The organism is Saccharomonospora marina XMU15 (genome assembly GCF_000244955.1).
In the GTDB taxonomy this organism is placed as follows: domain Bacteria; phylum Actinomycetota; class Actinomycetes; order Mycobacteriales; family Pseudonocardiaceae; genus Saccharomonospora_A; species Saccharomonospora_A marina.
On record NZ_CM001439.1, the window covers coordinates 151,865 to 177,254 of the forward strand.

The window sequence follows — 25,390 nt, forward strand, 5'->3', positions numbered from 1 at the left end:
TCCTGCCGATGTCTCGCGCACTGTCGGGGGTCGGCGCTACCGTGACGGTATGAGCAAGGACGGTCTGACGCGACTGGTCGTGTCGCTTATGGTGTCCGGCGGGGTGGCCGCCGTGGATGCCGCGCATCCTGCCGATGCTCATGCTGCTGTGCTCCGCGCGGTCCGTCTGCCAGGTGGCGAGATGCTCTCCCGCGTCTTCGGCACGGAGGTGCGTACAGCGCCGGACCCCAGCGTCGGGCTGCGCGTCCTCGGCCTGACCCAGGCCCTTTGGAGGGCAGTCGGCCGCGGTTGGCTTGAGCCCCGTGACGGAGGCGGGCAAGCGCTACTCGTGCTGTCGGACACCGCTGCAAAGGACCTCGCAGCGGAGCTCAGCCAACTCGACCGATCCCAAGGCTGCGCGCTGCGTCAGGCTGGTGACGCCTGGGCAAGGGACTCCACCTGCCTGAAGAACTCGGTCAGCGCCTTCGCGTCCCCCGCGTCCGTGTAGCTGGTTAGCCTGCGGATGCTTCGCCAAGGGCTGCCCGGCTTCTGCCACTCGGCGGCTACCTGTACCCGTCCGGCGTGACGTCCACGCGCCACTTCGATCGCCTGGACGCGGTAGCGTCGGCGCCTCGCAGGAATCTTGGTGGGTGGCCAGGTGCCGACCCACTCGCCGAGCAGTTCTGTCCCCGATACACGTCGCCAGTCAACGTATTGCAGCCCGTTCAGCTTGCGGAGCGCGGAGCGTGCTGTGTCTGGCCGCCTGGCAGGTTCCACCCGCACCAGTGAACTGACAAACCTCCTTACGTTGGGCGGCACATGCGGCGGGAATGTGTACCATCGGTCGGTCATCGCGCGCTTCCCCGCGGCAAGGCGAGCGTCAACCTCGGAAAACTGGATCTGCTCGTACGGGAACCTGCCGGCGAGCATCTCGATCGTCGTAACGCCGATCGAGTAAAGATCAGACCTGAGAGTCACGTGCCCAGTGGACTTGGCCTCGGGGGCGAGGTACAAGGGCGTGCCCCCGTAATCCGGCGCCGTGCCAGTGCGTGGATCGATTTTGCCAGCCGAGCCTAGGTCGGCGAGGACTGCATTCTCCCGTGACTGATCGAGAAGGACATTGCCGGGCTTCACGTCCCTGTGCACATACGCGCGATCCTGGTGCAGGTACTCCAGGGCGTCCAGCACCTGACCGCAGATCCTCATCGCGTCGGCCACGCCGAATCCGTGCCCGTCCATGAGCGCGTCGTAGACGCTCCCTCCTGGGTAGTAGTCGCAGATGAAGGTCACGGCGTCCAGACCACGGAACTGGGGGTCGGGTTCCCACTGGGCGTCCCATACCTCGATCAGATGCTTGTGCCGGGCCTCCTTCAACAGGTGCGGCTCGCGGGCCACCCCATCAGGCACGCTGAGGAGGGAGATCGTTTTCTGTACGACGTCACGATCGAAGATGTCGTGCCTCGCAAGCCGGCAGACGCCAACGTTGCCCTCCCCGATTGTTTGAAGGATCTCGTAGGTGGGCCGTTGAAGGAGGTCTCCGACGATGGGCATATCTCACTCTCCGACGATCTCTGCGCGTGCCGCCACAGCGGCGAGATCCCGCTTCTTCGTCCAGTATTTCCCTACCGGGGTATCGAAGACGCTGGCCACGTGGTCGGCGACCGCGCCCTTGCGGGGGAGGCCCAGCCGGGAGCGGAGCGTCGCGCGGGCGAGCCGAACGCAAGTCACCCCGGCGTCTACTGCGCAAGATGCCAACAGCGCCTCGGCGGTAAACCGAGTCCGCATGTCCGCAACCTTCGGTACCCGCCCACCCGGTTCCATGTCCAGGATCACGACCCGATTGGGTGACAGTGCCGTCAGCGCGTGGACGCACTCGTCCCGGAACGCCACGATGGCGTACCCGGCGTCGGGGCCGTCGCGCAACTCAAGGCAAGTGGGCTCAGTCTCTAACACACCGTTGTCGTCGACCAGGCAGAGCCACAGCTTGCCGCCCGCCGCGTTCACGCCGAGAACTCTCAAATCTACGTACTCGCCCCTCGTCAGTGCCGGATCCGCAGGGCACCAGGGTAAGCGCCCAGACCGACGGGGCCTTGAAGACCTCATCCTTCAGCTCCGCGTAGGTAGTATCGCGGGCTTGTCGCCGCGCTCACCGGCTCGGCGGATCGGGACCTGGTCGTCGCTGGTCGGGCAGTCGGTGTTCAGCTCACGATCGTGGCCGTCCGTGGGTGTCGCGAGTGGGGATGCCGCGTTCGCGGAGTTTTGTCAGCACGGTGGTGTGGTCGACGCCCAGGTGCTCGCCGACTCGCGCTAGTGACCAGCCGAGGTTGTAGAGGTGGATCGCGTCGTCGACCTGCTCGGGGGAGAGTCCACGGCGGCGCATCGGCACGTCGTGTCGTTTGAGGATGTTGCTGACGGTGCGCCGTTCGATGCCGAACCGGGTACCCAGCTCGTACACGGTTGCTCCGGCTTGGTACCCAGCGATGAGGTCCTTGACCTGGTCGGCGTCGAGTTGCCGTGCACGACCTGGTTTCGGCCGGTTTGCGGGCGGCGGAGCGGGCGTGGACGGGTCGGGTAGCTTCTGGAGCAGGGTCTCCAGGGCTTCTACCTGGGGTTTTGTGTTGTAGTAAGTTCCCCCAAGGTCCACAAGGCTTCGCTTGGGTCTTGGGTCCCGACCAGTCGTCGCTGTTCGTGCGATGGGGTCACAGGCGGTCGAACTGCCGGTTTTGATGACATCATGTTGTCATGCGGATCCGATCTGACCTGACCATCGACGACGAGGCGCTCGCCGCGTTCTGCCGTCGGCAGGGCATCCGCCGACTGGCGCTGTTCGGATCGGGTACTCGGCGACAGGTTCACAGCTGACAGCGATGTCGACGTCCTTGTCGTGTGCCCGGTGACACCCCGGCCTGCTCAGGCTCGCCGAGATGGAACTCGAGCTTGGTGAGCTGAATGGGGGGCGGGAGGTCGAGTTGCGTACGTACGAGGACCTGAGCCACCTGTCCCGTGACCGGGTGCGAGCGTCGGCGGTGCAGCTGTATGCCGCCGCTTGACGATGATGTGCGCATAGCCCACCTCATCGAGGCAGCGGAGAAGGCGGTGGCGTACGCCGCCGAGCGTGACCGTGCCACCTTGGACCAGGACGAACTGTTCCGCCTGGCGCTGACCAAGCTCGTCGAGATCGTCGGCGAGGCCGCCAAGCAGGTCAGCGACACGAGGAAGCAGGCACATCGGGACGTGCCGTGGCGGGCGGCCGCCCGGATGCGCGATGACTGACCCACCACTACTTCGCCATCAACCCCGACATCCTCTGGTCGACCGTGACGGTTGACTCGCCGGAGCTACTCAAAGTCGTGCAACGGCCGAATTCCCCTACCGACGGTTCCTCATGACGTCGCGGCTTGGATCGCACCGTGGCCGAATGGGAATCACCATGGGTGCGAAATGCAGGCGTACACAGCCATGGAGTGCACCACAGGCAGGTGTGCGAACACTCTGAACAGTGCGAATAGCGGTTCCCTACAGGTCACTTGTGGGTCTGTGACAGTCATTGTGACTGCGAATACCCGGATTAGTGGCGGGCCGAGGGACAACGCGCAAGCGCGCTTCATACGTCGCCGCGGCAACCTGCTTGCTGTGTAGGCGATTCACAGCCGTCCGGGCAATCCGCCGTACGCAGACAGAAGGCGCGGCGGTGGCAACCCACGTTCGGCAGCGACTCAGCCGTTCGAAGCGGCATGCGAGTTCGCTGTTCGACAGGGTGCGCCACTCCGTGGGTGCGTTCCGGCCTTCTACGCCGCGGCGGGCCGCATGAGGGTGGAGTCATGCCAAACGCCTTTCCCACCTTCACGGCCGACGGTCTGGCCGCCGTGCGCGCCGGAGCCGACCGGCCGGTGCTGCTGACCAACGCCACCGTTCACACCTTTGACCCACTGATCGGCACCATGCGCGGAGCCGACGTGCTTCTCGTGGGCAAGCAAGTCGTCGGTGTCGGTCCCGGCATCGTCACCGCGGCCGAGGACGACGGCGCCGTGGTCATCGATGCCACCGGCACCACCATCCTGCCTGCCCGCCTCGACGTGGCTGTCGCTCTCGGCACCACCGCCCGCGGCACCGGCGCCGGGACGCTCGCCCCCGGCGCGGACGCCAGCCTCGTCGTCGTGTCCGACGAGCACGCCTCCGACCTGACCGCCGCGCTGCACACCACGTTCACGCGGCCAGAGGTTGTCCTCGCCGTTCTGCAGGCGGGCAAGCCCATGCACTGGGCAGGCGACTCCCTCGGCAGCGCGCCTACCGCCTCCCTGCAGCCCGGCCGTATCGCGGTGGAGCAGAGCCGCGTGGGCGTGTGGGTGGACACCGACGGCTTCCTGCACCAGGAGCTCACCGCCGACGGCCGCTACGACGAGACCCGCGGTGGGCGACCGCATGCCTTCCAGGGGAGCTACTGGGTGGACGGCAACCGCATCGACTACCTGGACGACCTCGGCTTCTGGGCTTTCGGCCAGTTCGTCGGCGACACCCTGCACCACGCTGGCTACACCATGCACCGAAAGGAAACCCGATGAACACCGGCCCGAGCCTGGACACACTGACCCGCTCCGCCGCCGACCCCGACCGGCTCGTCCTGCTGCGTGGCGCGACCGTCGTGACGATGGACCCCGCACTGGGGACCATCGACGCCGGTGACGTCCTGCTCCGCGGGGCACACATCGTCGAGGTCGGCCGCAAGCTGCCGGACGCCGAAGCGCTCGTCGTGGACGTCACCGGCAGTATCGTGGCCCCCGGCATGGTGGACACTCACCGGCACGCCTGGCAGGCACAGCAGCGCCGCACGATCCCGGACGTCGACGACCTGGGCGGGTACCTTCGGTCCACGCTCATGCAGGTCGCACCGGCCTACACCCCCGACGACGTGTACGTCGGCACACGCCTGGCCGCGCTGAGCGCTTTGGACGGTGGCATCACCACGATGCTCGACTTCTCGCACAACTCGCGCACTGCCGCTCACTCCGATGCCGCGATCACCGCCCTGATCGATTCCGGCATCCGCGGCGTGCATGCCTCCATGGCGCCACACTTCGGCGACTGGGACGGCCAATGGCCCGCGGACCTGGCCAGACTGCGGTCCAGCTACGTCCCGTCAGACGATCAGCTCGTAACCCTGCGAATGGCGGCGCTGGCCACCGGAGACATCGCTGGGCACCTGGCCTACGGTGCCGAGTTGGCCAAGGTCGCCGCCGACCTCGACATCGGTGTGAGCCTGGACGTGATGTTCGGCCAGGGCGCCTCCCGGGCCATCCTTGCCTGGCAGCGGCAGGGGCTGCTTGGCCCGCACCTGGAGTCCATCCACTCCACCGCACTGTCCGCGGCCGCGTGGGCGGCGATGCGCGATCACGGCGTTACCGTCTCGCTGGCACCCACTTCTGATGCCCAGATCGGGCTTGAGGATGCCGTCCCACCGGTCGACGAGGCCCTCGCCCACGGGATTCGGCCCGGGCTGTCGGTGGATGTGGAGGTGGCGCTTGCCTCCGACATGTTCACCCAGATGCGGGTGCTGCTGGCGATCCAGCGCATGCGTGCGGTCAACGCCGCCTACGGCACCGGGCAGAACCCCTCCCGCATCACCACTCGCGACGTGCTCGACTTCGCCACGCTGTCGGGGGCGCGCACACTGCGACTCGACGACCGCACCGGCTCCATCACCCCCGGCAAACAGGCCGACCTGATCGTGGTGGACGCCGAGGCGATCAACACCATGCCGCTGCACGACGCGGTCGGGACCCTCGTGCTCGGGGCCGACCGTTCGAACGTCACCTCGGTGTGGGTGGCAGGCCAGGTACGCAAGTGGGAGGGCGAACTCGTCGGGGTGGATGTCGACGCCCTGCGCTCCGAGGTGCACGACTCGGTCGCCGCGATCGCCGAGCGCCTCTCCACCACGGAAGCACTCCAATGACCCCTCCGAGTGGCGGCACGTGCGTCGTCAGGGGAGCGCAGTTCAGGACGACCTCCCGACCGTGGCATCCGGTGGCCTGTACCTGGTCGGCGAGCATCTGGTCCGGGGCCCGGGTCGGTCCCGGTTCGCGGTGGTCGGCGCCCACGGCGCGTACACCGGCTGCTACTGCGTGCGCGGGAACCGGATCAGGTACCTGGACGATCCCTGCTTCTGGGCGTTCGGCGAGCTGCTGGACGGCGCACTGCACCATGCCGGGTTCGTGATGATTCGACGCTGAGTGGGTGGCCGCGCCGGTCACGCGTGGCCCCGGGGTCGCGGCTGCCAGGGAGCGGCAGGTCCTGGTTGCGGGGGTCTGCGGCCTCTACGGTGAGAGTGTGAGCACCTCAGACCTGGGCCCGTTCCTCAAGGCCCGCCGTGACCGCGTGCAGCCCGACGACGTCGGACTCGTCACGCACACCACGCGGCGCGTGCCCGGGCTGCGTCGCGAGGAGGTGGCGATGCTGGCCGGTGTCAGCGGGGACTACTACGCCCGACTGGAGCAAGGCCGCGAACGCAACCCGTCAGCATCGGTGCTCAATGCGATCGCCTGCGCCCTGATCCTCGATCCCGACCAGCGCGAGCACGTCTTCCGCCTGGCCGATCTGGCGCCCACCGGCTCGGCTCCGGTCGCCGCGACACTGCCGCGGTCATTGCTGGACCTGCTGCAAGCGTGGCCGCACACCCCCGCGGTGATCATCAATCGGCAGCTCGACGTGCTGGCATACAACGCCCTGGCCGGTGCCCTGTACTCGGAGTTCGACCGCATCGACAATGTCGCGCGCATGACATTCCTCGACCCGGTCGCAGCGGGTTTCTACGCCCACTGGGACCGGGCCGCGGAGTCCTGGGTCGCCAACCTGCGCCTGGCCATGGGACATGTGGATTCCGTGGACGCCGCGCGCCGACTGGCGGTCGAGCTCTCTGCGGCAAGCGCCGCATTCCGCCGCCTGTGGGCCAAGCACGACGTGCGCGGCAAGACACACGACTCCAAGGCGTTCCATCACCGCGACGTCGGCGACCTCGTCCTGGGTTACCACGCGTTCGCCATCCAGGGCTCACCCGGTTGCCAGCTGATCGTCTACCAAGCGCAGGCCAACTCACCCAGTGCCGAGAAGCTGCAACTACTGGCTTCGCTGCACGTCGCGCATACGGCAGCGCCCGCCGATACCTGACGGGAGCGAGGAAGACCGGGTTCCAACTCAGCCGGCTGCTCCCACGGCGTCCAGCGCATCGAGGGCGTCGGCGGTCGCGGTGTCGGCGGGGAGGTAGGCGGTGAGCCGGTGCTCGTCGCCGCCCGGCAGCACGAGGCTCTCGTAGGTCAGGTGCAGCCCGCCCGCATCCGGGTGCGCCCATCGCTCGTCGCCGAACCCGGCGGGCAGTGCGGCCGCGGTGGCGAACCGGATGCCGAACTCGCGGCCCACGGTGATGGACAGCTCCTCCGCGAGTGCGGCCACGCCGCCGTCGCCGAGGTCGGCGGCGGCGCGCAACGCGGCGGCATGCCGGTCGGCCACCCGCTCCCACTCCGGAAAGGTCGTCCGCGCGCGAGGGTCGGTGAACACGAACCGTGGGAAGTTCGGTGGATCGGCGTCGAACAGCCCGGCAGGAGCCGCGAGCCGCCGAAATCCCCTGGTGCAGGCGAGTATGTCGCCCTGCGCGCAGGCGACGAATGCGGGCGTCGGTTCGAGCCGGTCGAGCAGACTTCGCACGGTAGGCCGCACCGCGCGGGCAGGCGTGGCCGCACACGCACCGCCGGTGCCTGCTTTCACCAGCCGGTGCAGGTGGCCCCGTTCCTCGGGGGCGAGGCCGAGCACGTCGGCGAGTGCGCCGAGCACCTGGGCCGACGGGTGTCGGTCGCTGCCGCGTTCCAGCCGAGTCAGGTACTCGACGCTGATACCCGCGAGCGCGGCCAATTCACCCCGGCGCAGCCCAGGCGTCCGCCTGCGTGGCCCGGCAGGCAGCCCGACCTCGCCGGGCGTGACCGCCTCCCGCCTCGCACGCAGGAACCGGCCGAGCACGTTTTCGGTCATGCCCGAACTCTAGGCGCGCAGGTGCTCGAAGGGGTCCCTTTCCCGGCCTCCCTCAGCGGGCCGCGCGCCGCAAGGCTGGTGTGCATGGACATGCGATACCACCTTTTCGGCCGTACCGGCCTGCGCGTCTCCGAACTGCTGCTGGGCACCATGGGGCTCGGCTTCCGTGACCCCGGCGAGGTCCGGCGCGTCGTCGACGCCTACGCCGATGCGGGCGGCAACGTGCTCGATACCGCCTCGGCCTACGGTGAGGGAGAGGCCGTGCTCGGCTCCGTGATCGAGCGGCGCGACCGGTTCGTCCTCGCCACCAAGTACACGCTGTCGCGGGACGCGGCCGACCCGAACGGTGCGGGCAACCACCGCAAGAACCTGGTGCTGTCGCTCGAGCGGAGCCTGCGTCGGCTTCGCACGGACTACGTCGACATCCTCTGGGTGCATGTCTGGGATCGGCACACCCCGGTCGAGGAGACCATGCGCGCCCTTGACGACCTCGTGCGCGCGGGGAAAGTGCTCTACGTCGGCATGTCCGATGCCCCTGCGTGGGTGGTGGCGCACGCCAACACGCTCGCGCAGTGGCACGGCTGGACACCGTTCGCCGGGCTGCAACTGCGCTACAACCTGCTCGATCGCGACATCGAGCGGGAACTGCTGCCGATGGCGGAGGCGTTCGGGCTGAGCGTGGCGGCCTGGGCGCCGCTGGCGGCGGGCAAGCTTTCCGGCGCCGCCGAAACGGGAGCCTCCAGCCGGTTCGACCCCGGCGCGCTCACAGAGCGGGAGCGCGCGGCGGCGCGGGCCGTGCGGGAGGTCGCCGACGAACTGAGCGCCACCCCCGCCCAGGTGGCGCTCGCCTGGACCCGTGCCAAGTCGCAGGCGGTGCTGCCGCTCGTCGGCGTGAGCACGGTCGAGCAACTCACCGACAACCTCGGCGCGCTGGCGCTGACGTTGCCCACCGAGGCGATCGCGCGGCTGGAGAACGCGGTGGACTTCCGGCTCGGTTTCCCGCACGACTTCATCGCCGAGTCGCAGCCGTCGTCGTTCGTGTTCGGCGACGCCGCGACGCGGGTGGTGCCACGGGGGTGAGTATCAGCCTGCCGCCCGTCCGTTGTGGACGGTTGCACTCGAGTACGGTCAGAGCCGTGGCGACCTAATCTTCGGTCCGCGGCTGTTACAGCAGCGGTGTCAGGACGGGAACGACGTTGACGGCGCCGTGGACCACCAGGATGGGCCACATCGTGCGGTACTTGCTCCACAGGTAGCCGAGGAACAGCCCGAGGACACCCTGGTTGACGAAGGTGGAGGCGAGATCGGTTTGCAGCGAGCCGGTGCCCTGGATGCCGATGTGCCAGGCGGCCCACAGCAGGGAGGCGAGCACGATGGCAGGCCAGCGACCGAGCAGGAGTTCCCACCTCGTTTGCAGCCATCGTCGGTAGAAGACTTCCTCGAGAACACTGTTGACCAGCAACACGACAACGATGGTGATGGCCAACGTGAATGCGTCGACCTCGAGTGCGTAATCGCTGGGCGGTGGCGAAAGCGGTCCTGCGTAGCTGAGGGCCAGCCACACCGCCACCGGGATCGCCGGTCCGTAGCGTCGCCATGACGTCGTGGGAGATTCCGCGGTCCAGGTGGCGGGTTCGCGGCGCAGCAACCAGAACATCACCGCAGGCACACCGAGAAGCAGCGGTAGCTTCAACAGCGTGTGGGCTGGTTCGCCACCACCCGCCAGGCGAAGCGTCGTGGCGAAGAGGACGGCCGCCGCCAGCAGAACGGCGGCCTCGATGCGGAGCTTGCGTCCTTTTCGGACCCCCATGCTCACATCGGGTGGAACGAGACGCACGAGCGCGATCCCGGCGAGCGCCGGGATCCAGCGCCACCACATCGGCACGGTGCCGTCGTGATCGGCTGAATACCTGACACCCGTGTTCCCGGTCCACAGTAACCACAGCGCCGAACCGACGAATATCGCGAGCCCGGTGGCGAGAACGATCAGGGCCTCGACGTGGGCCCTGCCCCCAGTTTTATTTAGCACAGATGTACTGTAACAGACATAGCACAACTGTGCTAAAAAAGCGGGGTGCCCAAAATCGTTGACCACGACCAGCGACGTGCGGAGCTCGCCCGCGCCGTTTGGAAGGTCATCGGCCGTGACGGGATCGAAGGCGTCACGGTTCGCAGGGTTGCCGAGGAAGCCGGTGTCTCGATCGGAGGGATGCGGCACTACTTCGACAGCCAGCGCGGTCTGCTTCGGTTCGCCGCCGAAGCGATGGCCACGAGCGTCGGTGCGCGCGTCGCCCGGCATCTTCATGGAGCCCCGCCCGGTGTGGAACGCGCGAGGATGATTCTCGAGGAATTCCTTCCGCTGGACGAGGAACGCCGGGTGGAGACCGACGTGTGGCTGGCCTGCCTGGTGCGCTCGAGAGTCGACGAGTCGTTGGCGGAGATGCGCGAGAAGGGCTGGGCGGGTGAACGCCATCTCTGCCGGCTGGCGGTCGCGTACTGCCGAGGTGCGCGGCCCCCGGAGCAGATCGGCGATGAACTCGGCGATGCCCACCTGGAGCAACTGGCCGCGCGGCTGCACGTGTTCATGGACGGCCTGACGTTGCAGGCGGCGATGTTCCCCGACGAACTCCCAGCAGCGGAGGTTCGCGCGATTCTTCGCCGCGAGCTCGACCTGATGTGCGAGGGCGCCCGGCCCTGACACGCGCGGGCGTGGTCGGCTCCGCCTACCGCAAGTCCGTGACGCCTTGGTAGTCGTCGGTGCGGGCGGCACCCGCTGTTTCGTATTCGAGCAGCAACAGGCCCTTGGGTGTGGCTTCGTGCCGGAGGAGCCGCAGGCCGGTCGCCGAATTCGGGTGCATGAGCAGTCGCCGCCCCGACCCGATCACGACCGGTGCCACGGCCAGGCGCAGCGTGTCGAGCAGACCGGCGGAGAGCAGCGTTTTGCCGAGCCGGGCGCTGCCGTGCACCTGGAGCTCACGCCCCGGTCGTCCTTTGAGCTCGCGGACCTTCTGCGTCGCCTCGCCCCGAAGGACGGTGGTTGGCCGCCAGCTTCCGGTGCTGAGAGTGTTCGACACGACGTACTTCGGCAGGGAGTTCATCCGCTCGGTGAACGGGTCGTCGGGATCGGTGACTTGCGGCCAGTCCCGGGCGAATGCCTCGTACGTCCGGCGTCCCAGCAGCAGGCCGTCCGCGAGGTCGAGCCACTCGGAGGTGCGCTGGACGAAGACCTTGTCGAGGTAGGGAACCAGCCAGCCACCGCTGCTGAAACCTTCGCTGGTGTCCTCGGTGCGTGAGCCAGGGGCCTGGCTCACTCCGTCAAGGGTGATGAACTGGGTCATGCTGAGCTTCATCGCATGTGCTCCACGAACCGGGTGAGCTGGTCGGCCACGGTGCCCCAACCTTCGGCGAAGCCCAGATCGGCGTGGCGTTCCCTGGCGGCGGGGTCGCCGTGGCGCACGACGATCCGGTAGTCGGTTCCGTCAGCGTGATCGCGCATCGTGATCTCGGCGGTCATCGTTACGGGCTCGGGGTTGGCCGGACGCCAGTCGCTGTCCACGGCGTTGGTGAACACGATGCGTGCGAACTCGTCGACGAGCAGGAAGCACGCATCGACGTGTGGAACGAACGTGATGCCGTCCTCGCTCATCCGCGTGACGAACGCGCCGCCGGGGCGCACGTCCAACCGGTCGACGCGGCACGTTGCCGGGGCGGGTATCCACCACTGCGCCAGCTTCACTGGATCGGTCCACGCGTCCCATACGACCTTGCGTGGTGCGCGAATGATCCGTTCGATACCGAGGTCGAGATCGGGGTTCACGGTGTGTTCCTCTCGGTGCCTTTGGTGACGAACTGTTCGAGTCGATCGGTGCGTGCTTGCCAGAGGCGCCGTTGCTCGGCCAGCCAGTCGTCGACGACGGCGAACCGTTCCCGGTTCAGCTCGCAGGTGCGTACGCGGCCGGACTTCGCGGTGCGGATCAACCCGTTGGCTTCGAGCACCCGCACGTGCTTCATGAACGAGGGAAGCGTCATCGTGGCCTCGCGGGCCAGCTGGCCCACGCTCGTGGGCCCACGCCCGAGTCGGTGGATCACCGCCCGCCTTGTCGGGTCCGCGAGAGCGAGGAACACCCCGTCCAACTCCGCCGAATACTGTGCCATGAGGCTAAGTATGACGGTGACCGATACTTAACACAAGGGCTAAGTGTCGGCGGCCGTGCCTGCGGTTGTCGGTGCCCTCGCCCAGCCTCGCGATATGACGACACGGGCTCAGTTGCGCAAGGCGGCACTGTCCTTCCCGGAAGTCGAAGAAGGCTCGACCGACGGCACGGTGCGCCCGGTTCGCCCCTCACCAGGGAAGCGTTACTGTGAAGATCGAGCCCCGGCCTGGTTCACTGGTCGCCTCGACACGCCCTCCGTGGGCTTCCACCAGGTGCCGGGTGATCGCGAGTCCGAGCCCGCCGCCGCCGGTGCTTCGGCTTCGCGCCGGATCAGCCCGGTAGAACCGGTCGAAAACGTGTGGTAGGTGCTCCTTCTCGATGCCACGCCCGGTGTCGGCCACGGTGAAAACCACGCTGTCGGCGTCACGGCGGACGAACAGCCGCACTGACCCACCCGAAGGTGTGTGCGTGATCGCGTTCGCCACCAGGTTGCCAAGTGCTTGGCGCAGCCTCGCCGGGTCGGCGCGAACCGAAATGCGTTCGGGTGCGTGGAGCACGACCGCCACCCCGGCCACCTCGGCCTGCGACCGGTGCGCCGCTACGGCTTGTTCAGCCAGGTCGACGGCGTCTCTTTCCTCCGGGTGCACGCGCAAGATTCCCGCGTCAGCGAGGGCGAGGTCCTCCAGGTCGGCGACGAGCCGCGACAGCAGCGAGGCCTCCTCCCGCAGCGACCGCAAGAGCGTTCCGTCCAGTGCGACGATCCCGTCCTCGGCGGCCTCCAAGTGGCTGCGGACGTTGGTCAGCGGGCTCCTCAGTTCGTGCGCTATGTCGCTGACCAGCGATTTTCTTTGCCGGTCGGTCTTCTCGATAGAAGCGGCCATGGCGTTGAACGCAGCGGCGAGTTGGGTCACCTCGTCGTTGCCGTGCTCGGCAACGCGGGCGCTGCGATCACCGGCTCCCATCCGTTGCGCGGCTGCGGTGAGCGCGCGGATCGGGCGGACAAGCCGCCGCCCCGCCAGCGCCGTGACCGCTGCTGCTACGAGCAGCACGATGCCGACGGTCGTGGCGGTTCGCCACGATCCATCCGCGGAGAAGGGGTCGAACCGGTCGCTGGTGCCGAGATAGAGGTCCACAGGACCCGCTACATACGGTCTGATCGCTTCCTCTCGCGAGGACCGCGCACAGGCCGTCCACTTCGGACTTTCACCTTCACCGCTCGGCGCGGTGACCATCCGCAGTCCGTATGTGTCCACCGAGACTTCGTAGTCCAGGTCGCGGGTTTCCAGGCAAGCTATGGTGAGTTGGATCGCCTGCTCATTCACCCTCCGTGCGGCCGCGCTCGGTGCTGACAACTCTGACGGGACACATGCCCGATACCAGTCATCCAGCTGTGGTGGCGAGCCAGGACCGACGCCGGTCACCCCGGATTCCCGGTCCGCAGCCACCTGTAGGACGATCCTGCCGCCCGCGATCCGAAGCTCGGCTTCCACGCCCTTGCGGTTGAGGCAGTCGACCGCTTGGTCAGCGATTGTCTCCCTGCGTCGCTTCTCGCGTTCGGTGAGTTGCCAACCGTAGTACGCGAGGTTCGAGCCCAACTCCAGCGTCCGAGTGAACGTCGGTTGTCGCCCTGTGGTGGGTCTGCTGACTGACAGAGCGGCGTCGATCCGTGCGGCCGGTGTCGAGGGAAGGCCACTTGATCCCTCGCCGAGTAGTGCTGCCGAGTCCACTACCGGCTCACCGGAAGGCGTGGTGAGGGCGATCCGTCTGCCATACCGTAGCGCAAGCTGGCGGATCAACTGTTCAACTCCCGTCCAATCGCGGTGGTCGCTCGCGTAGGACAGCAGTGTCTCCCGGATGTCACTGTCGGTCTCCAGCAGTGAGGCGCTGCTTTCGGCCTCGCTACGCAATTGGCTGCCCGTGCCGTATGTGGCCAGTACCGCGGTGGCGACGACGGCCAACGAGGCCACGGTGAGCGAGAGCACCAGTAGGCGCAGTAACAGGCTACGGCGCATTGGCCGGTCCTTCACAGGGTTCGGCGAGCTTGTAGCCGACGCCGTACACGGTGAGCAGGTAACGCGGCCTTGTCGGTTCCCGCTCGACCTTGCGCCGCAGGTTCATCACGTGCACGTCGATCGTGCGACCGGTCGCGTCGTGACCGAATCCGTAGACCCGCTCCAGCAGCAGCGGCCGGGTGAACGCACGGCCGGGCGCACTGGCCAGGCACGCCAGTAGCTTGAACTCTGCCGGTGTCAGGCCGATACGTCTCCCATCGACGCTCACCTCATGCCGTGTGATGTCGACGACCAGGCCCTCGATTTCGTACCGTTCCGACTCTGTGGGGGAGCCGCGCTCAGCCCTGCGTAGCACCGTCCGCACGCGGGCTACCAGTTCGCGCGGGCTGTAGGGCTTGGTGATGTAGTCGTCCGCGCCGATCTCGAGACCGAGCAGCATGTCGTTCTCGGTGGCTCGTGCGGTCAGCATGATGATCGGAACATCCTTTTGCGATCTCAGAAGTCGGCACACGTCGAGGCCGTTCAGGCCGGGAAGCATCAGGTCCAGGACGAGTAGATCCGGCCAGCGACGCCGGGTCTGCTCGACGGCGGTAACCCCGTCGTGCACGACCGTCGTGACGTGCCCCTCCCGCTCCAGGAACATTCGGAGGAGATCCGCTTGTTTGTGGTCGTCTTCGGCGATGAGGATCCGTGCTGGCATCCCCGCAGTTTCGCGGCCGTGGCTGAAGGTTGGCTAAGAAAACCGCGCTATGACGCATTCCTGACCAGATCCTGACTGGTTATCGGCACGCTCGCCAACGTCCACCGGCAGAAGGTCCGGTGGGCTCCGGACACAGCTCAGTGGCATGGAGGAGGAGCGGAAGTGCGAACTGTGACGCGAAGGTTGGGACTGGGGTTGCCCACGCTGCTGCTGGCGTTCGGGCTGGCGGCGTGTGGCAACGGAGGCGAGGCCGACGGCCGGGCGGGCGCTGCGGGTGGTCAGCAGGAGATGCGCGAAGCCGAACTCGCGTTCTACGACTGCATGCGTGGTGAAGGTGTCGACGTGAAAGACCCCGATCCAAGCGCGAACGGGATCAACATCACGGGGCTCGACATGAAGGATCCCAAGACGAAAGCCGCGATGGAACAGTGCCGCAAGCTGTTGCCCGGTGGCGGCGATGCGCCCGAGATCGACGCCGACGGACTGGAAGCGTTGCGGACGTTCGTCGGTTGTATGCGTGACAAGGGAATTGATATGCCCGACCCAGGCTCGGACGGTTCCCTTCGACTCCCCGAGGGCGTGGATCCGCAGAGCACTCAATTCCAGGGCGCCATGGAGGAGTGTCGCGAGCACATGAAGGGCCAGCGGATGATCGTGCGGGGCGGCGGACAGAGTGGGCAGTGAGCCAACGATTCACCGCAGGCGGTGGCTTCGGCCGCTATGGGTGGTGGTTACCGTCGTCGTCATCAGTGGTGCCGGTGGGGCCTACTGGTACTACGCACGTGGAGGTACGGCGGACGCGGTGGATCATCCCGCCGGGCCGAGTGCCACGGCGACCGTAACGCGCGAAACCATTGCGGCGACGGAGCGCTTCGACGGCACTCTCGGCTACGGTGAGCCGAGCACCATAGCCGCGGGCAGCAGGGGAACCATCACGGCGGTCGCTGCGGAGAACTCGGCGGTAGCGCGCGGCACGGAGTTGTACCGGTTGAACGAACAGCCGGTGACGGCGCTGTTCGGCGAGATACCGATGTATCGCGACCTCGCACCCGGTGCTCAGGGAGTCGATGTCGAGCAACTGGAGGCCAACCTCGGCCGACTCGGTTACGGCGGCTACACCGTCGACGACGTGTACACAATGGCGACGGCGGACGCGGTTCGCGCGTGGCAGGAGGACATCGGAGCTGACGAATCAGGCGTGGTCGGTCGTGCTGACGTCGTGTTCGTGCCGGAGGCCGCCCGCGTCGACGCCCTGCACGTTGACGTCGGCACGCCGGTGAATCCAGGTGTACCGGTGCTCGACCTCACCGGCGCAAAGCAGACAGCGAGCGCGCAGGTGGACGTCGTGGACCGGGCTCTGCTGGCCGTGGGTACCCGTGTCACCGTCGAACTGCCCGATGGTGGCACGGTCGCAGGCAGGGTGGCATCTACCGAGATCGCCGCGACCGCGCAGGAAGGCGACGCCACCGGCTCAGGTCAGAGCGCGAGCGCGGGTGATGCGGTGGTGAACGTCGAGGTGGTGCTTGACAAGCAAATCGAAGGCGGGCTGCTGGGCTCCCCCGTCGAAGTCGTCGCGCGGTCCCAGGAGCGCGAGGACGTCCTCGTGGTTCCGGTGACGGCGTTGCTGGCCGTGGCCGGTGGTGAATACGGGCTGGAGGTTGTGCGGTCCAACGGAAGCACGTCGATTATCGAGGTGGAAACCGGTCTGTTCAGCGAGGGCAAGGTCGAGGTCAGCGGGCACGGTATCCAGGAGGGAACGGTTGTGGGGGTGGCGGGTCGGTGAGCACGCGAACACGGGTGGTGGCCGGCGATGTCGCCGGGAGGGCCGTCGTGGAACTGGAGGCTGTGTACCGTCTCTATCCGGGCTCACCGCCCGTTCGGGCGTTGGACGGTGTGAGTCTGCGCATCGAACACGGTGAGCTGGTCGGCATCGTGGGGCCTTCCGGCTCCGGAAAGTCGACGCTGCTGAACATTCTGGGCACGCTCGACCGGGCCGACTCCGGTTTCGTGCGAATAGCCGGGCATGACATCGCGAAGTTGCGCGACAGGCAGCTGTCCGCGTTGCGGGCGCGTCGGATCGGCTTTGTGTTCCAGCAATTCTTCCTGACACCCGGCAGGACCGCGCTCGACAATGTCGCAGACGGCCTGCTCTACGCCGGGGTCGCGATACGCGAGCGGCAGCAGCGGGCAAGGCACACGCTGGAGCTGGTCGGTCTCGGTGATCGCACTCACCACAAGCCGAACGAGCTCTCCGGTGGGCAGCGGCAGCGGGTCGCTGTCGCGCGGGCGCTGGTGGGGAAACCGTCACTGCTGCTCGCTGACGAGCCCACCGGCGCGCTGGATTCCGCGTCCGGCGCGGCCGTGCTGAACCTGCTGCACGAACTGCACGACGTCGGTACAACCGTTGTGGTCATAACGCACGACCACGATGTCGCCGCGCAACTGCCGCGGCAGGTGCATATGTTGGACGGGAACATCTCCTCGGACGACCGTCGCGACCGATCACCGCGCCGCCAGGATTCCACCGCAGTTGGCCATGTCGGGATGGTGCGGTCATGAGCACTCCAGTACCGGAGCCTTCCCGGCTGCGGCCGAGGGATACCGCGAGAGTCGCTGCGTCCGGGCTGCGGGGCCGGCCGCTACGTGCGGTGCTCTCGGCGCTGGGTATCGCCGTGGGGATCGCGGCTATGGTTGCCGTGGTAGGTATCTCCGCCAGCAGTCGCGAACGGGTGAACCAGCAGTTGGCTGCGCTGGGCACCAATCTGCTCACGGCCGCGCCCGGACAGTCCTTCACCGGCGAGGAGGTGAAACTGCCGCCCGACAGTGTCGAGATGGTGTCCAGGATCCCTGGAGTGACCTCGGTCAGCGCGGTTGGCGCCCTGCCCGATGCCGCCGTATATCGCAACGCGGGTATCGACAAGGACAAGACGAACTCGATCGCCGTGAAAGCCGCTCGCAGCGACTTGCTCGACACGGTGAGCGCCACCGTTCGGAATGGACGCTGGCTGGATGGAGCACTCTCGGCATACCCGACGGTGGTGCTCGGCGCGGACGCTGCGCGGCTGCTTGGCATATCGCGCACCGACGGCGGCATCGAGGTACTGCTCGGGGACAAGTGGTTCACCGTGGTCGGCGTGCTCGAGCCGGTTTCACTCGCGCCTGAGCTGGATTCGGCGGCGTTGATAGGTTGGCAGGCTGCCGCGGACCAGTTCGGCTTCGACGGTTCCCCAACGATGATCTACGAAAGGTCCGAAGACGCCGTCGTTGAGACGGTCCGGCAGCGGCTGCCTGCCACCGTTGACCCGGACAGTCCGGAGGAGGTCACGGTCAGCAGGCCGTCGGATGCGCTCGCCGCGCAGGCCGCCGCAGACGAGACGCTGACAACGCTGCTGCTGGCTCTTGGTGGGGTGGCGCTACTGGTCGGTGGGATCGGTGTGGCGAACACGATGGTGATCGCCGTGCTCGAACGGCGTTCGGAGATTGGCCTGCGGCGGGCATTGGGTGCGACCCGAGCGCATATCCGCCGACAGTTCCTTGGTGAGTCGGTTCTGCTTGCCGGCCTCGGCGGATGTGGTGGGGCTGTGCTGGGGGCAGCCGTCACCGCGACGTTTGCGGCAGGCCGCGACTGGCCGCTCGCGCTGCCGCTGTGGATACTCGTCGGTGCCGCGGGGGCGACCGTCGTCGTCGGAGCTCTCGCCGGAGCCTATCCGGCCGCTCGAGCCGCAAGGATGCCCCCGACAGCGGCTCTTTCCACAGTGTGAGCGTGCGTGGACTCCACGCCATGTGAGGTTCGGTGTACGCCGATATCGCGTCCGCGTACACCGAACCACCGCATGGTGGTAGCGCGCAGCGAGCAGGGAGTGGTCGTCGACTCGTGCCGGCGGTACGCACCGTGGTGAGAAGTGACCTCGGGAGTCCGATCGATTCCGACGCGGTAGGCGGATCAGGACAGGTCGCGTCCCGGCGCGCTTCGCGGCTGAGTTCTGGTGTTCGGTCAGAAATCGACGAACCCGATCAGCTCCGCCACAGAATCGGCTTCTCGTCGTAGTCGCCCCCGGAGTACTGGGCTCCGACGATCTCGTCCTCGGCGGCCGCGGCGTCGAGCTCACACGTCTCGAACTTCGCGCCGACCGTGTTGAACGAGTCCGGTGTGAGCATGGTCTTGCACTCGTCGATCGAGCCGGTGAGGAAGGTGCCCGTGGTGGAACCGTCCGAGAGGATGGCATCGACCTTCGGCGGGTTCTTGATGGTCAGGTCGGTGCCGCCCACGTTCTCGAGCGTGAAGCGCAAGTAGTACGGCTGCAGGCCGTCGGCGTCGGCGCCGTAGGCCTTGCGGAAAGCCTCGGTGTCGCCCGGCTCGACGGCGGTCACGCTGATGGAGACGTAGCCGTCCTGCCACGGCACCACCGCGGGCTGCCCGACCTTCAGTTCGGTGCCGGGTTCGGTGACGTTGTCCGGCACGACCGTGGTGGGTGCGGCCGACGTGGTAGAAGCCGTGGTGGCGGTGTCGCCGTCATCGGAAGAACCGCATGCGCTGATGGTGACCAGGCACAGGGCTGCTCCGCCGAACGCGATGTACTGCTTGATGCGCGGCACGGTGTTCCTTTCGATCGTCGGGAACCTGATTCTGGCGCAACCCATTTCCGGTCGATCGTCGAGGTGACCGGATGTGATCCAGGTCAACGCGGCCGGCATTTCGTGAGTGTCCACAATGCCTGAAAGGTCAGTCGGTCACCGCACCGCAGGTGATGTTGAGCGAGGTCGCCGTCATCGAAGCGGCCAGATCGGACGCCGCGAAGACGGCCGCGTTTCCCACGTCGGCGAACGTCGCCGCCCGCTTGAGCATCGTCTTGCCGACGATCATTTCCGTGATCGTCTCGCGTTCGGGAAGGTTGTCCGGCAGACCCTCGACGATTCCGCCGGTGTGCAATCCCAACACCCGGATCCCGTAGCCGCCGAGTTCCGCCGCCAGCTGGCGGCGGAGGAAGTCGACGGCGACCAGCGCCACCTGGAAGCCACCGATCCAGTAGTCGCGGATCGGCTCTCCGCCGCCGTCGCCGCCGAAGGTCAGTATGACGCCCGACCGCTGGCGGATCATGTGTCGCGCGGCGGCGCGTGTGGTGAGAAACGTCGACCGCGTCGCGATGCGGATCGGTTGTTCGAAGTCCTGGAGCGACATCTCGGCCAGTGGCGTGCCCTGCACGTCGGCGACATCGATGACGTTGACGGAGATGTCGATGCTGCCCGATCCTGCCGCGACAGCGTCGGCGTGTTCGTCCACCGCTGCCTCGTCGAGCGCGTCGACCACTGCCGTTTCGGCGTGACCGCCGTCGGCGACGACCCGGTCGGCGACCGCGTCGAGCGCACTCCGCGTGCGGCCGACGAGGTGGACCTTCGCCCCGTGTCCGGCGAACGCGGTGACGAGCGCGGAACCTACCTGTCCCGCCGCTCCGTAGACGATGGCGTTCTTGCCCTCCAACAGCATGGCGTACTCCCGGTCTGGTTCAGTGTTCGATTTCGGCGACGAGCCGCGCGAGCCACTCGTGCCATTCGGGTTGTTCACGAGCGGCGATCGTGTCTGCGTCCGCCCCGTACAGCCGCCCTGCCACGTTGATCGAGACAGTGACGGCGTCCATCGGAAAGCTGGACACGGCGAACAGGCCTGTGGTCGGCCACTTCGTTCGCAGCAGCACGAAGTAAGGCCCGATGTGCTCGATGATGCCCTGCGCCTGCGGGGCGTTCGCGGGGGTGTGAAAGGGCGCGCCGTCGGACAGTCCACCGAGTCCGAGCGAGGACTTGACGAGGCTGCCGATCTCCGCGCGGGCCGAAGCGGGTGCGCGGACGGGCTCGGTGAGGTCCAGCCTGGTCGCCGACATGCCGGGGAAGTGACTGACATAGGACCGCAGCAGCAGCAACGACATCCGCCAACCCGCGCCCGCTTCCTCCGCGATGTGGTCCCAGCCCTCGCCGTCGGCGTGGAAGGTGTTGACCACGCGAACCACGCAACTGCCCCGCTCGCGTGCCTGTATCAGGAACTCGGTCGCGATCACCGGCTCAGGTGGCTCGGCACGCTCGACGTAGGCGAACCGGTTCGGGGGGTCCCATTCGGTTACCGTTGCCGAGGCGTCCGGACCGAACGGTCCTCTGTGGATCTGCACGGCACCGCCCTGGCGCGGCTCGACGTCGGCTCGGAAGGACCATGCCGCGCTGCCCGAGGCGGTGGTGATCGCTTCCCACACCTGTTCCGGCGTGGCGGCGACCGCCATTTCCGCACTGGTGCTGTGGGCGTCGGGTTCGTCGGTCATGCGGCGTCCTTCGGTCTGGGATGGACGGCGACCAGGAGCCGTTGCCACCTACCGCCTTCCGCGTGCTCGTCGTGGTACTTCGCGGTGAGGCCGGATACGGCGGTGGCCAGTTCCTCGGCAAAGGCTGCGCGGTCGGCGGGTGTGGCGAAGCGGATGTCGGTGTCCAGCGCGAAGACGGGCACGGCCCGGTTCGCACGGGTCGCTCGACGCGCGAGCGCGCCGACTTCCCGTACGACTCTCGCGGCGAGCGCGATCAGGTAGGTAGCCGAGAGCCGGTCACCGTCGCGGGTGGTAGATCGCTGGGTGCCCAGCGGTTCAGGTGCCACCACGTACCCCGCGGCGGTGGCGACCAGCAGCCGCTCGGTGAGACCGCCCCAGGCTCGGGTCCGGGCCACCTCGACAAGGCCGTGCGATTCCAGCTGGCGCAGGTGGTAGTTGACCTTCTGCCTGCTGAGCCCTACCCGTGCCGCGAGCGTCGCGGCGGATGCGGGTTCGTGCAGTTCCGCGAGCAGCCGTGCCCGCACCGGGTCGAGTGCCACCACGGCGGCGGCCGGATCGGAGATCACCTCGATGTCCTGCATGACACCAAGAGAACTCTTGACAACTTAGTTTGTCAAGCGGCCGATGCCTGCCTGCTCCTGCCAGCCGACCCGGTAGTCGTAAAGCCATCGCATGCCTGCCTCACGGGGCTTGAAAAGCTTGAAGAACAACGGGAGGAGTTGCCGCATCACCGGACCGAGGGATTTGCCGCTGCCGTTGCGCTTGCCCTGCCGCACAACTCGCTCCACCCGGGTGCGGCGCAACCGCTCGTAGCAGCGGAACGCCGTGGGAATGTCGGAACTGTCGCGCAGACACTTGGCGAGGGTGACCGCGTCCTCGATGGCGAGCGATGCGCCCTGCCCGGAAGCCGGTGAGGTGGCGTGCGCCGCGTCCCCGACGATGATCATCCGGTCGCGATGCCAGCTCGGCACCTTCGGAAAGTCGTAGGTGCTCCAGCCCGCGAAGATCTCGGGGGATGCGGTGACCAGGTCGCGCGCGGGGCCGTCCTCGCTGGCGAAGAGTTCGAGCAGCTTGTCCCGCCACGGGATCCGTGCCAGTTCGGTTCGGGACAGCTCGCGTGGCTGTCGAGGATTGGCGAACCACCACACGTCGCCGCCCGGATGGCGGACGTAGGCGTAGAAGCACTGCCGTCCGAACACCATGTGCATGTGTCCGGGCTCGGTGTCGAGCGTGATCCCGCGCGCGTAGCCGCCCGCGTTGAGCAGCGGGACATATCGCGGCCCGGGTGCATCCGGATCGATGATCGTGCGGGTGGTTGAGCGCAGCCCGTCGGCACCCACCAGCAGGTCTCCGGTGGCGGTAGAGCCGTCGGCGAACCTGGCGACCACACCGTCGCGCTCGGCTTCCGCGGACACGAGTCGCTTGCCGTGTACGACGGATATGCCACGGCGGACGGCCTCGTCTCGCAGTGCGGAGTAGATCGCCGCGCGGGTGACCGTCTGGCTGACGGTGCCGTCCGGTAGTGGATCGCCCAGCTTGAACTCCGCGAACGGCTTACCGCCCATTCCGATGGACATCCTGGGCGTGTCGAACCCCTTGTCACGTACGACGGTGTGCAGGTCCAGTTCGCCAAGCGCGGCCAGACCGTTCACCGCGAGGGTGAGGAAGGCGCCGACTCCTTCGGCCGTCCGGTCGTACGCCTCGTACACCGTCGCGTCGATTCCGGCCTTGCGCAGTGCGATGGCCGTGACCGGTCCCGCGATCCCGGCGCCGATTACCAATGCTGAAATCATAGTATGACTATACATAAAATGACTATCATGCCAAGCGGCATTAGAGTTGGACCCGTGGCGAGGCGCACCGTTCGACGATCACCGCTGGCGCTCGTGCTGCTCTCCCTGCTGGCGGAGGAGCCGATGCACCCGTACCGGATGCACGAGCTGATCAAGGCACGCGGCAAGGATCGGATCGCCAATGTGGCGCAGCGCAACAGCGTCTACCAGACGATCGACCGGCTGCTGCGGCTGGAACTCATCGCCGTACGAGAGACAGCGAGGGACGAACGCCGTCCGGAGCGAACGGTTTACGAGATCACCGATGCGGGCCTGAACGCGTTGCGGACCTGGACCGCGGAGATGCTCGCGAGCCCAGCGCGGGAGTTCCCCGAGTTCCCGGCCGCGCTGTCCTCCCTCATGGTGCTCACGCCGGAGGAGGCCGGCTCCCGGCTTCGGCAGCGAGCCGCCGAACTCGCCGAATCGCTCGCCGAGGACCGCAGGGCGATGGCGGCCGCCCCGGAGCTGCCCCGGCTCTTCCTGCTGGACGAGGAGTACCAGATCGCGGTGCGGGAGGCGGAACTCGCGTGGGTGCGAGGCGTCCTGGAGGCGTTGCGCTCCGGTGAGCTGAGCTGGTCGCAGGAGTGGATCCGCGAGGTCGCCGAGAAGTTCGCCTGACACACACCTGCCCGGCCACCCGCGAAACGATCAGCTCTCGCAGCCGATCCCGTCGTCGTTGCCGTCGAAGCCGTGTGGGTCGCCTTCCTGCACGGGAAAGTCCCGTTCCTCGATCTGCGAACAGTCCAGATCGGGCGGGTAGGGGTAGCTGACACCGCCGGGTTCGGTCTCGGGCGGGGGCTGCGGAGCCGGTTGCGGCTCCCGCTCGCGCGTGTCGGAGGGCGGGCACGCTCCCCACAGTCCCGCTCGTGCCGACCTGGCCTGCTCGCCCGCGGCACTGATTCGTTGCCAGTGTCGGTCGTTGGGTTCGTAGCGGGTCGGCCGCGCATAGCCCTCGCTGACCAGCCTGAGGTTCACGAACACGCCTTCGTCGTTGTAGAGGTAGAGCAGGTAGCGGCCGTACCTGTCGCGCCGTTCCTGGTCGCGCTGCACCCACACCGTGCTGCCCTGCGGTGCCAGTTGCTCCAGCCGCGCCGTCGCCTCCGGGCCGTAGCACTGCCGCGGCTCGGTCGGGTGCTTGGTTTCCGGTGTGTCGATCTCAAGTAGCCGCACGTCCACCTGGGCCACGCTCGCCAGGATCGGGCCCGCGCTGACGGCGGCGATCTCGAGTGTGTCGCCGTCGACCACCCGCCGTACTCGTGCCTGCTGGACATCGTCGGGTACGCCTGCAGGAGCGGGCGCCACCGAGGCGGTGGGTGGGGCCGTGGTCGGCGGTGTGGTCTCGGCGGGCGTGGTGTTGCCGGGCTGGGCCGGTCGAGCCGGTGCCGTGGGTGTCGCCGTCTCGGCCGCGTCGTCGGGGGAGTCCTGTTGTGACGTTGCCGATGCCAGCCCCACCAGCACCACAAGCACACCCACCCAGGCGAGGATCGACAGTCCGGCTGCTCGGCCCGGACGTTGCCTGGCCGCATACCACCTGCGAACCGGGCTCCGCGGGATCAGTGCCAGCACGCCGAGGACGATCGACGCGAGGAAGAACAGGACGATCACAGCGGCCATGGCCCACGCTCCTCGACTGTCCGCAGTGGCGATGCCATACCAACGGCATACCCGGGCATGCGGTAATCCAGCCAACGTGAGGTGCCGGGGTCGAAGTCTCAGAAAAAGCTCTTGCTTTGTACCCCTACCCCGTATAGGAATATACGAGCGATCGAGGGGAAAGGGTTGCAGTGATGTCGAACGTCCACCAGCACGCCACCGCGTCGAACGAAGAGCACGGGTCGCACGCGGGTCATGATCAGCATTCGGCGGATGCCGATCACGCCGATCACGCCGATCACGCTCACCACGGGAGCCATGGTCACCACGGGAGCCACCCGGCAACCTGGGGCGTGGCGGCGTCGGCCACATTGCACTGCCTCACCGGGTGCGCCGTCGGCGAGATTCTCGGCATGGTGATCGGCACCGCGCTCGGTTGGAACGCCGCCGCGACCATCGTGCTGGCCGTGGCGCTGGCGTTCTTCTTCGGCTACGCGTTCAGCATGCGGGGCGTGCTCAGGGCGGGGGTCGGTTTCAAGCAGGCTCTGAAGGTCGCGTTGGCGGCGGACACCGTATCCATCGCCGTGATGGAGATCGTGGACAACGGCGTGATGGTCGCGGTGCCGGGAGCCATGGAGGCAGGACTCGGTACGGTGCTGTTCTGGGGAGCGCTCGCGTTCGCCTTCCTGGTGGCCTTCCTCATCACGATGCCGGTGAACAAGTGGCTGATCGGGCGCGGGCGCGGGCACGCCGTCGCGCACGCGTACCACCACTGAGCCCAAGGCGGTGGCGGCGGCTC

32 protein-coding genes and 1 pseudogene are annotated in these 25,390 nt (G+C 67.5%); 16 read left to right on the plus strand and 17 right to left on the minus strand.

What is annotated here, in order from left to right:
* Nucleotides 1–405: 405 nt before the first annotated feature.
* The 3 genes from SACMADRAFT_RS00805 to SACMADRAFT_RS30685 all read right to left on the minus strand — a co-directional run bounded on the left by SACMADRAFT_RS00805 (nt 406) and on the right by SACMADRAFT_RS30685 (nt 2,434).
* Nucleotides 406–1,530, minus strand: a complete 1,125-nt coding sequence (locus SACMADRAFT_RS00805) for a serine/threonine-protein kinase (RefSeq protein WP_009151868.1) — start codon at nt 1,528–1,530, stop codon at nt 406–408.
* A gap of 3 nt (nt 1,531–1,533) precedes the next feature.
* Nucleotides 1,534–1,983: a hypothetical protein gene (locus SACMADRAFT_RS00810; protein WP_009151869.1), complete on the minus strand. Its 450-nt coding sequence runs from the start codon at nt 1,981–1,983 to the stop codon at nt 1,534–1,536.
* Between the two features lie 199 nt (nt 1,984–2,182).
* Complete coding sequence (locus SACMADRAFT_RS30685; protein ID WP_232285517.1) at nt 2,183–2,434, minus strand: hypothetical protein; 252 nt, start codon at nt 2,432–2,434, stop codon at nt 2,183–2,185.
* 469 nt (nt 2,435–2,903) lie between these two features.
* Here SACMADRAFT_RS30685 and SACMADRAFT_RS31150 point away from each other — a divergent pair, with 469 nt between their 5' ends.
* The 7 genes from SACMADRAFT_RS31150 to SACMADRAFT_RS00840 all read left to right on the plus strand — a co-directional run bounded on the left by SACMADRAFT_RS31150 (nt 2,904) and on the right by SACMADRAFT_RS00840 (nt 7,140).
* Entirely contained in the window at nt 2,904–3,029 is a 126-nt protein-coding gene (locus SACMADRAFT_RS31150) for a hypothetical protein (RefSeq protein WP_269726579.1), read from the plus strand.
* Nucleotides 3,016–3,252, plus strand: coding sequence for a HepT-like ribonuclease domain-containing protein (locus tag SACMADRAFT_RS00820; RefSeq protein ID WP_009151871.1), 237 nt, complete (start codon nt 3,016–3,018; stop codon nt 3,250–3,252). The genes SACMADRAFT_RS31150 and SACMADRAFT_RS00820 overlap by 14 nt, the downstream gene beginning before the upstream one ends.
* A gap of 29 nt (nt 3,253–3,281) precedes the next feature.
* A complete protein-coding gene (locus SACMADRAFT_RS31345) occupies nt 3,282–3,368 on the plus strand; it encodes a hypothetical protein (RefSeq protein WP_408640366.1) in 87 nt (28 codons plus the stop codon).
* Between the two features lie 432 nt (nt 3,369–3,800).
* Nucleotides 3,801–4,541 (plus strand): Atu4866 domain-containing protein, encoded by a 741-nt coding sequence (locus SACMADRAFT_RS00825; protein ID WP_009151872.1) that lies wholly within the window; start codon nt 3,801–3,803, stop codon nt 4,539–4,541.
* Nucleotides 4,538–5,929: an amidohydrolase family protein gene (locus SACMADRAFT_RS00830; RefSeq protein ID WP_009151873.1), complete on the plus strand. Its 1,392-nt coding sequence runs from the start codon at nt 4,538–4,540 to the stop codon at nt 5,927–5,929. Before SACMADRAFT_RS00825 ends, SACMADRAFT_RS00830 begins: the two co-directional genes overlap by 4 nt.
* 61 nt (nt 5,930–5,990) lie before the next feature.
* A complete protein-coding gene (locus tag SACMADRAFT_RS30225; protein WP_040925486.1) occupies nt 5,991–6,206 on the plus strand; it encodes an Atu4866 domain-containing protein in 216 nt (71 codons plus the stop codon).
* A 97-nt stretch (nt 6,207–6,303) separates the two neighbouring features.
* Nucleotides 6,304–7,140: a helix-turn-helix domain-containing protein gene (locus SACMADRAFT_RS00840; protein WP_040925985.1), complete on the plus strand. Its 837-nt coding sequence runs from the start codon at nt 6,304–6,306 to the stop codon at nt 7,138–7,140.
* 27 nt (nt 7,141–7,167) lie between these two features.
* Here the strand turns inward: SACMADRAFT_RS00840 and SACMADRAFT_RS00845 are convergent, their stop codons facing one another.
* Nucleotides 7,168–7,995, minus strand: coding sequence for a helix-turn-helix domain-containing protein (locus tag SACMADRAFT_RS00845; protein WP_009151876.1), 828 nt, complete (start codon nt 7,993–7,995; stop codon nt 7,168–7,170).
* 84 nt (nt 7,996–8,079) lie between these two features.
* Here SACMADRAFT_RS00845 and SACMADRAFT_RS00850 point away from each other — a divergent pair, with 84 nt between their 5' ends.
* On the plus strand, nt 8,080–9,075 hold the full coding sequence (locus tag SACMADRAFT_RS00850; RefSeq protein WP_198285917.1) for an aldo/keto reductase: 996 nt from the start codon (nt 8,080–8,082) through the stop codon (nt 9,073–9,075).
* An 85-nt stretch (nt 9,076–9,160) separates the two neighbouring features.
* On the opposite strand, the gene SACMADRAFT_RS00855 is transcribed toward SACMADRAFT_RS00850, so the two are convergent.
* On the minus strand, nt 9,161–9,874 hold the full coding sequence (locus SACMADRAFT_RS00855; protein ID WP_332307221.1) for a CPBP family intramembrane glutamic endopeptidase: 714 nt from the start codon (nt 9,872–9,874) through the stop codon (nt 9,161–9,163).
* A gap of 195 nt (nt 9,875–10,069) precedes the next feature.
* Between SACMADRAFT_RS00855 and SACMADRAFT_RS30690 the strand changes: the two are divergent.
* Together SACMADRAFT_RS30690 and SACMADRAFT_RS30695 are read left to right on the plus strand one after the other, a co-directional pair.
* Nucleotides 10,070–10,186 (plus strand): annotated as a pseudogene (locus SACMADRAFT_RS30690) (TetR family transcriptional regulator); the annotation flags it as partial.
* 129 nt (nt 10,187–10,315) lie between these two features.
* The gene (locus tag SACMADRAFT_RS30695; RefSeq protein WP_232285647.1) at nt 10,316–10,693 is read left to right on the plus strand and encodes a TetR family transcriptional regulator C-terminal domain-containing protein; all 378 of its coding nucleotides are present in this window, start codon (nt 10,316–10,318) and stop codon (nt 10,691–10,693) included.
* Nucleotides 10,694–10,718: 25 nt separating this feature from the next.
* On the opposite strand, the gene SACMADRAFT_RS00865 is transcribed toward SACMADRAFT_RS30695, so the two are convergent.
* From SACMADRAFT_RS00865 to SACMADRAFT_RS00885, 5 genes are all read right to left on the minus strand, one after another.
* Entirely contained in the window at nt 10,719–11,345 is a 627-nt protein-coding gene (locus SACMADRAFT_RS00865) for a dihydrofolate reductase family protein (protein ID WP_009151879.1), read from the minus strand.
* Nucleotides 11,342–11,812 carry an SRPBCC domain-containing protein gene (locus SACMADRAFT_RS00870; protein WP_009151880.1) on the minus strand — a complete coding sequence of 157 codons (471 nt, stop codon included), beginning with the start codon at nt 11,810–11,812 and terminating at the stop codon, nt 11,342–11,344. The genes SACMADRAFT_RS00865 and SACMADRAFT_RS00870 overlap by 4 nt, the downstream gene beginning before the upstream one ends.
* Entirely contained in the window at nt 11,809–12,150 is a 342-nt protein-coding gene (locus tag SACMADRAFT_RS00875; protein ID WP_009151881.1) for an ArsR/SmtB family transcription factor, read from the minus strand. The genes SACMADRAFT_RS00870 and SACMADRAFT_RS00875 overlap by 4 nt, the downstream gene beginning before the upstream one ends.
* Before the next feature lie 187 nt (nt 12,151–12,337).
* Nucleotides 12,338–14,161, minus strand: a complete 1,824-nt coding sequence (locus SACMADRAFT_RS00880; protein ID WP_009151882.1) for a sensor histidine kinase — start codon at nt 14,159–14,161, stop codon at nt 12,338–12,340.
* On the minus strand, nt 14,151–14,861 hold the full coding sequence (locus tag SACMADRAFT_RS00885) for a response regulator transcription factor (RefSeq protein ID WP_040925489.1): 711 nt from the start codon (nt 14,859–14,861) through the stop codon (nt 14,151–14,153). Before SACMADRAFT_RS00885 ends, SACMADRAFT_RS00880 begins: the two co-directional genes overlap by 11 nt.
* Nucleotides 14,862–15,056: 195 nt before the next feature.
* Between SACMADRAFT_RS00885 and SACMADRAFT_RS28370 the strand changes: the two genes are divergently transcribed.
* The 4 genes from SACMADRAFT_RS28370 to SACMADRAFT_RS00905 are packed head-to-tail and all read left to right on the plus strand — an operon-like array spanning nt 15,057 to nt 18,622.
* Nucleotides 15,057–15,545: a hypothetical protein gene (locus SACMADRAFT_RS28370; RefSeq protein ID WP_050998043.1), complete on the plus strand. Its 489-nt coding sequence runs from the start codon at nt 15,057–15,059 to the stop codon at nt 15,543–15,545.
* 43 nt (nt 15,546–15,588) lie between these two features.
* The gene (locus SACMADRAFT_RS00895; protein ID WP_157617173.1) at nt 15,589–16,644 is read left to right on the plus strand and encodes a peptidoglycan-binding protein; all 1,056 of its coding nucleotides are present in this window, start codon (nt 15,589–15,591) and stop codon (nt 16,642–16,644) included.
* On the plus strand, nt 16,641–17,420 hold the full coding sequence (locus SACMADRAFT_RS00900) for an ABC transporter ATP-binding protein (protein ID WP_232285518.1): 780 nt from the start codon (nt 16,641–16,643) through the stop codon (nt 17,418–17,420). The genes SACMADRAFT_RS00895 and SACMADRAFT_RS00900 overlap by 4 nt, the downstream gene beginning before the upstream one ends.
* Complete coding sequence (locus tag SACMADRAFT_RS00905; RefSeq protein WP_009151887.1) at nt 17,417–18,622, plus strand: ABC transporter permease; 1,206 nt, start codon at nt 17,417–17,419, stop codon at nt 18,620–18,622. Before SACMADRAFT_RS00900 ends, SACMADRAFT_RS00905 begins: the two co-directional genes overlap by 4 nt.
* Nucleotides 18,623–18,875: 253 nt before the next feature.
* Here the strand turns inward: SACMADRAFT_RS00905 and SACMADRAFT_RS00910 are convergent, their stop codons facing one another.
* The 5 genes from SACMADRAFT_RS00910 to SACMADRAFT_RS00930 are packed head-to-tail and all read right to left on the minus strand — an operon-like array spanning nt 18,876 to nt 22,959.
* Nucleotides 18,876–19,556 (minus strand): hypothetical protein, encoded by a 681-nt coding sequence (locus SACMADRAFT_RS00910; protein WP_009151888.1) that lies wholly within the window; start codon nt 19,554–19,556, stop codon nt 18,876–18,878.
* 28 nt (nt 19,557–19,584) lie between these two features.
* A complete protein-coding gene (locus SACMADRAFT_RS00915) occupies nt 19,585–20,346 on the minus strand; it encodes an SDR family NAD(P)-dependent oxidoreductase (protein ID WP_009151889.1) in 762 nt (253 codons plus the stop codon).
* A gap of 19 nt (nt 20,347–20,365) precedes the next feature.
* On the minus strand, nt 20,366–21,166 hold the full coding sequence (locus SACMADRAFT_RS00920) for an SRPBCC family protein (protein ID WP_009151890.1): 801 nt from the start codon (nt 21,164–21,166) through the stop codon (nt 20,366–20,368).
* Nucleotides 21,163–21,747 carry an ArsR/SmtB family transcription factor gene (locus tag SACMADRAFT_RS00925; protein ID WP_040925490.1) on the minus strand — a complete coding sequence of 195 codons (585 nt, stop codon included), beginning with the start codon at nt 21,745–21,747 and terminating at the stop codon, nt 21,163–21,165. The genes SACMADRAFT_RS00920 and SACMADRAFT_RS00925 overlap by 4 nt, the downstream gene beginning before the upstream one ends.
* A gap of 24 nt (nt 21,748–21,771) precedes the next feature.
* Nucleotides 21,772–22,959: an FAD-dependent oxidoreductase gene (locus SACMADRAFT_RS00930; protein WP_009151892.1), complete on the minus strand. Its 1,188-nt coding sequence runs from the start codon at nt 22,957–22,959 to the stop codon at nt 21,772–21,774.
* A gap of 54 nt (nt 22,960–23,013) precedes the next feature.
* Between SACMADRAFT_RS00930 and SACMADRAFT_RS00935 the strand changes: the two genes are divergently transcribed.
* Complete coding sequence (locus tag SACMADRAFT_RS00935) at nt 23,014–23,616, plus strand: PadR family transcriptional regulator (RefSeq protein ID WP_009151893.1); 603 nt, start codon at nt 23,014–23,016, stop codon at nt 23,614–23,616.
* Nucleotides 23,617–23,646: 30 nt separating this feature from the next.
* Here SACMADRAFT_RS00935 and SACMADRAFT_RS28375 read toward each other — a convergent pair whose 3' ends face one another.
* Together SACMADRAFT_RS28375 and SACMADRAFT_RS30700 are read right to left on the minus strand one after the other, a co-directional pair.
* On the minus strand, nt 23,647–24,612 hold the full coding sequence (locus SACMADRAFT_RS28375; RefSeq protein WP_009151894.1) for a thermonuclease family protein: 966 nt from the start codon (nt 24,610–24,612) through the stop codon (nt 23,647–23,649).
* A 98-nt stretch (nt 24,613–24,710) separates the two neighbouring features.
* Nucleotides 24,711–24,902 (minus strand): hypothetical protein, encoded by a 192-nt coding sequence (locus tag SACMADRAFT_RS30700; RefSeq protein ID WP_232285519.1) that lies wholly within the window; start codon nt 24,900–24,902, stop codon nt 24,711–24,713.
* A 42-nt stretch (nt 24,903–24,944) separates the two neighbouring features.
* Here SACMADRAFT_RS30700 and SACMADRAFT_RS00950 point away from each other — a divergent pair, with 42 nt between their 5' ends.
* Nucleotides 24,945–25,367, plus strand: a complete 423-nt coding sequence (locus SACMADRAFT_RS00950) for a DUF4396 domain-containing protein (RefSeq protein ID WP_040925492.1) — start codon at nt 24,945–24,947, stop codon at nt 25,365–25,367.
* Nucleotides 25,368–25,390 lie beyond the last annotated feature (23 nt).

Excerpts from the sequence above, each read along its gene's own strand:
- SACMADRAFT_RS00805 (WP_009151868.1), bottom strand. The coding sequence starts at position 1,530 with ATGCCCATCGTCGGAGACCTCCTTCAACGGCCCACCTACGAGATCCTT.
- SACMADRAFT_RS31150 (WP_269726579.1), top strand. The coding sequence starts at position 2,904 with ATGGAACTCGAGCTTGGTGAGCTGAATGGGGGGCGGGAGGTCGAGTTG.
- SACMADRAFT_RS00820 (WP_009151871.1), top strand. The coding sequence starts at position 3,016 with ATGCCGCCGCTTGACGATGATGTGCGCATAGCCCACCTCATCGAGGCA.
- SACMADRAFT_RS00825 (WP_009151872.1), top strand. The coding sequence starts at position 3,801 with ATGCCAAACGCCTTTCCCACCTTCACGGCCGACGGTCTGGCCGCCGTG.
- SACMADRAFT_RS00830 (WP_009151873.1), top strand. The coding sequence starts at position 4,538 with ATGAACACCGGCCCGAGCCTGGACACACTGACCCGCTCCGCCGCCGAC.
- SACMADRAFT_RS00845 (WP_009151876.1), bottom strand. The coding sequence starts at position 7,995 with ATGACCGAAAACGTGCTCGGCCGGTTCCTGCGTGCGAGGCGGGAGGCG.
- SACMADRAFT_RS00850 (WP_198285917.1), top strand. The coding sequence starts at position 8,080 with ATGGACATGCGATACCACCTTTTCGGCCGTACCGGCCTGCGCGTCTCC.
- SACMADRAFT_RS00855 (WP_332307221.1), bottom strand. The coding sequence starts at position 9,874 with ATGTGGTGGCGCTGGATCCCGGCGCTCGCCGGGATCGCGCTCGTGCGT.
- SACMADRAFT_RS00865 (WP_009151879.1), bottom strand. The coding sequence starts at position 11,345 with ATGAAGCTCAGCATGACCCAGTTCATCACCCTTGACGGAGTGAGCCAG.
- SACMADRAFT_RS00875 (WP_009151881.1), bottom strand. The coding sequence starts at position 12,150 with ATGGCACAGTATTCGGCGGAGTTGGACGGGGTGTTCCTCGCTCTCGCG.
- SACMADRAFT_RS00880 (WP_009151882.1), bottom strand. The coding sequence starts at position 14,161 with ATGCGCCGTAGCCTGTTACTGCGCCTACTGGTGCTCTCGCTCACCGTG.
- SACMADRAFT_RS00885 (WP_040925489.1), bottom strand. The coding sequence starts at position 14,861 with ATGCCAGCACGGATCCTCATCGCCGAAGACGACCACAAACAAGCGGAT.
- SACMADRAFT_RS00905 (WP_009151887.1), top strand. The coding sequence starts at position 17,417 with ATGAGCACTCCAGTACCGGAGCCTTCCCGGCTGCGGCCGAGGGATACC.
- SACMADRAFT_RS00910 (WP_009151888.1), bottom strand. The coding sequence starts at position 19,556 with ATGCCGGCCGCGTTGACCTGGATCACATCCGGTCACCTCGACGATCGA.
- SACMADRAFT_RS00915 (WP_009151889.1), bottom strand. The coding sequence starts at position 20,346 with ATGCTGTTGGAGGGCAAGAACGCCATCGTCTACGGAGCGGCGGGACAG.
- SACMADRAFT_RS00920 (WP_009151890.1), bottom strand. The coding sequence starts at position 21,166 with ATGACCGACGAACCCGACGCCCACAGCACCAGTGCGGAAATGGCGGTC.
- SACMADRAFT_RS00925 (WP_040925490.1), bottom strand. The coding sequence starts at position 21,747 with ATGCAGGACATCGAGGTGATCTCCGATCCGGCCGCCGCCGTGGTGGCA.
- SACMADRAFT_RS00930 (WP_009151892.1), bottom strand. The coding sequence starts at position 22,959 with ATGATTTCAGCATTGGTAATCGGCGCCGGGATCGCGGGACCGGTCACG.
- SACMADRAFT_RS28375 (WP_009151894.1), bottom strand. The coding sequence starts at position 24,612 with ATGGCCGCTGTGATCGTCCTGTTCTTCCTCGCGTCGATCGTCCTCGGC.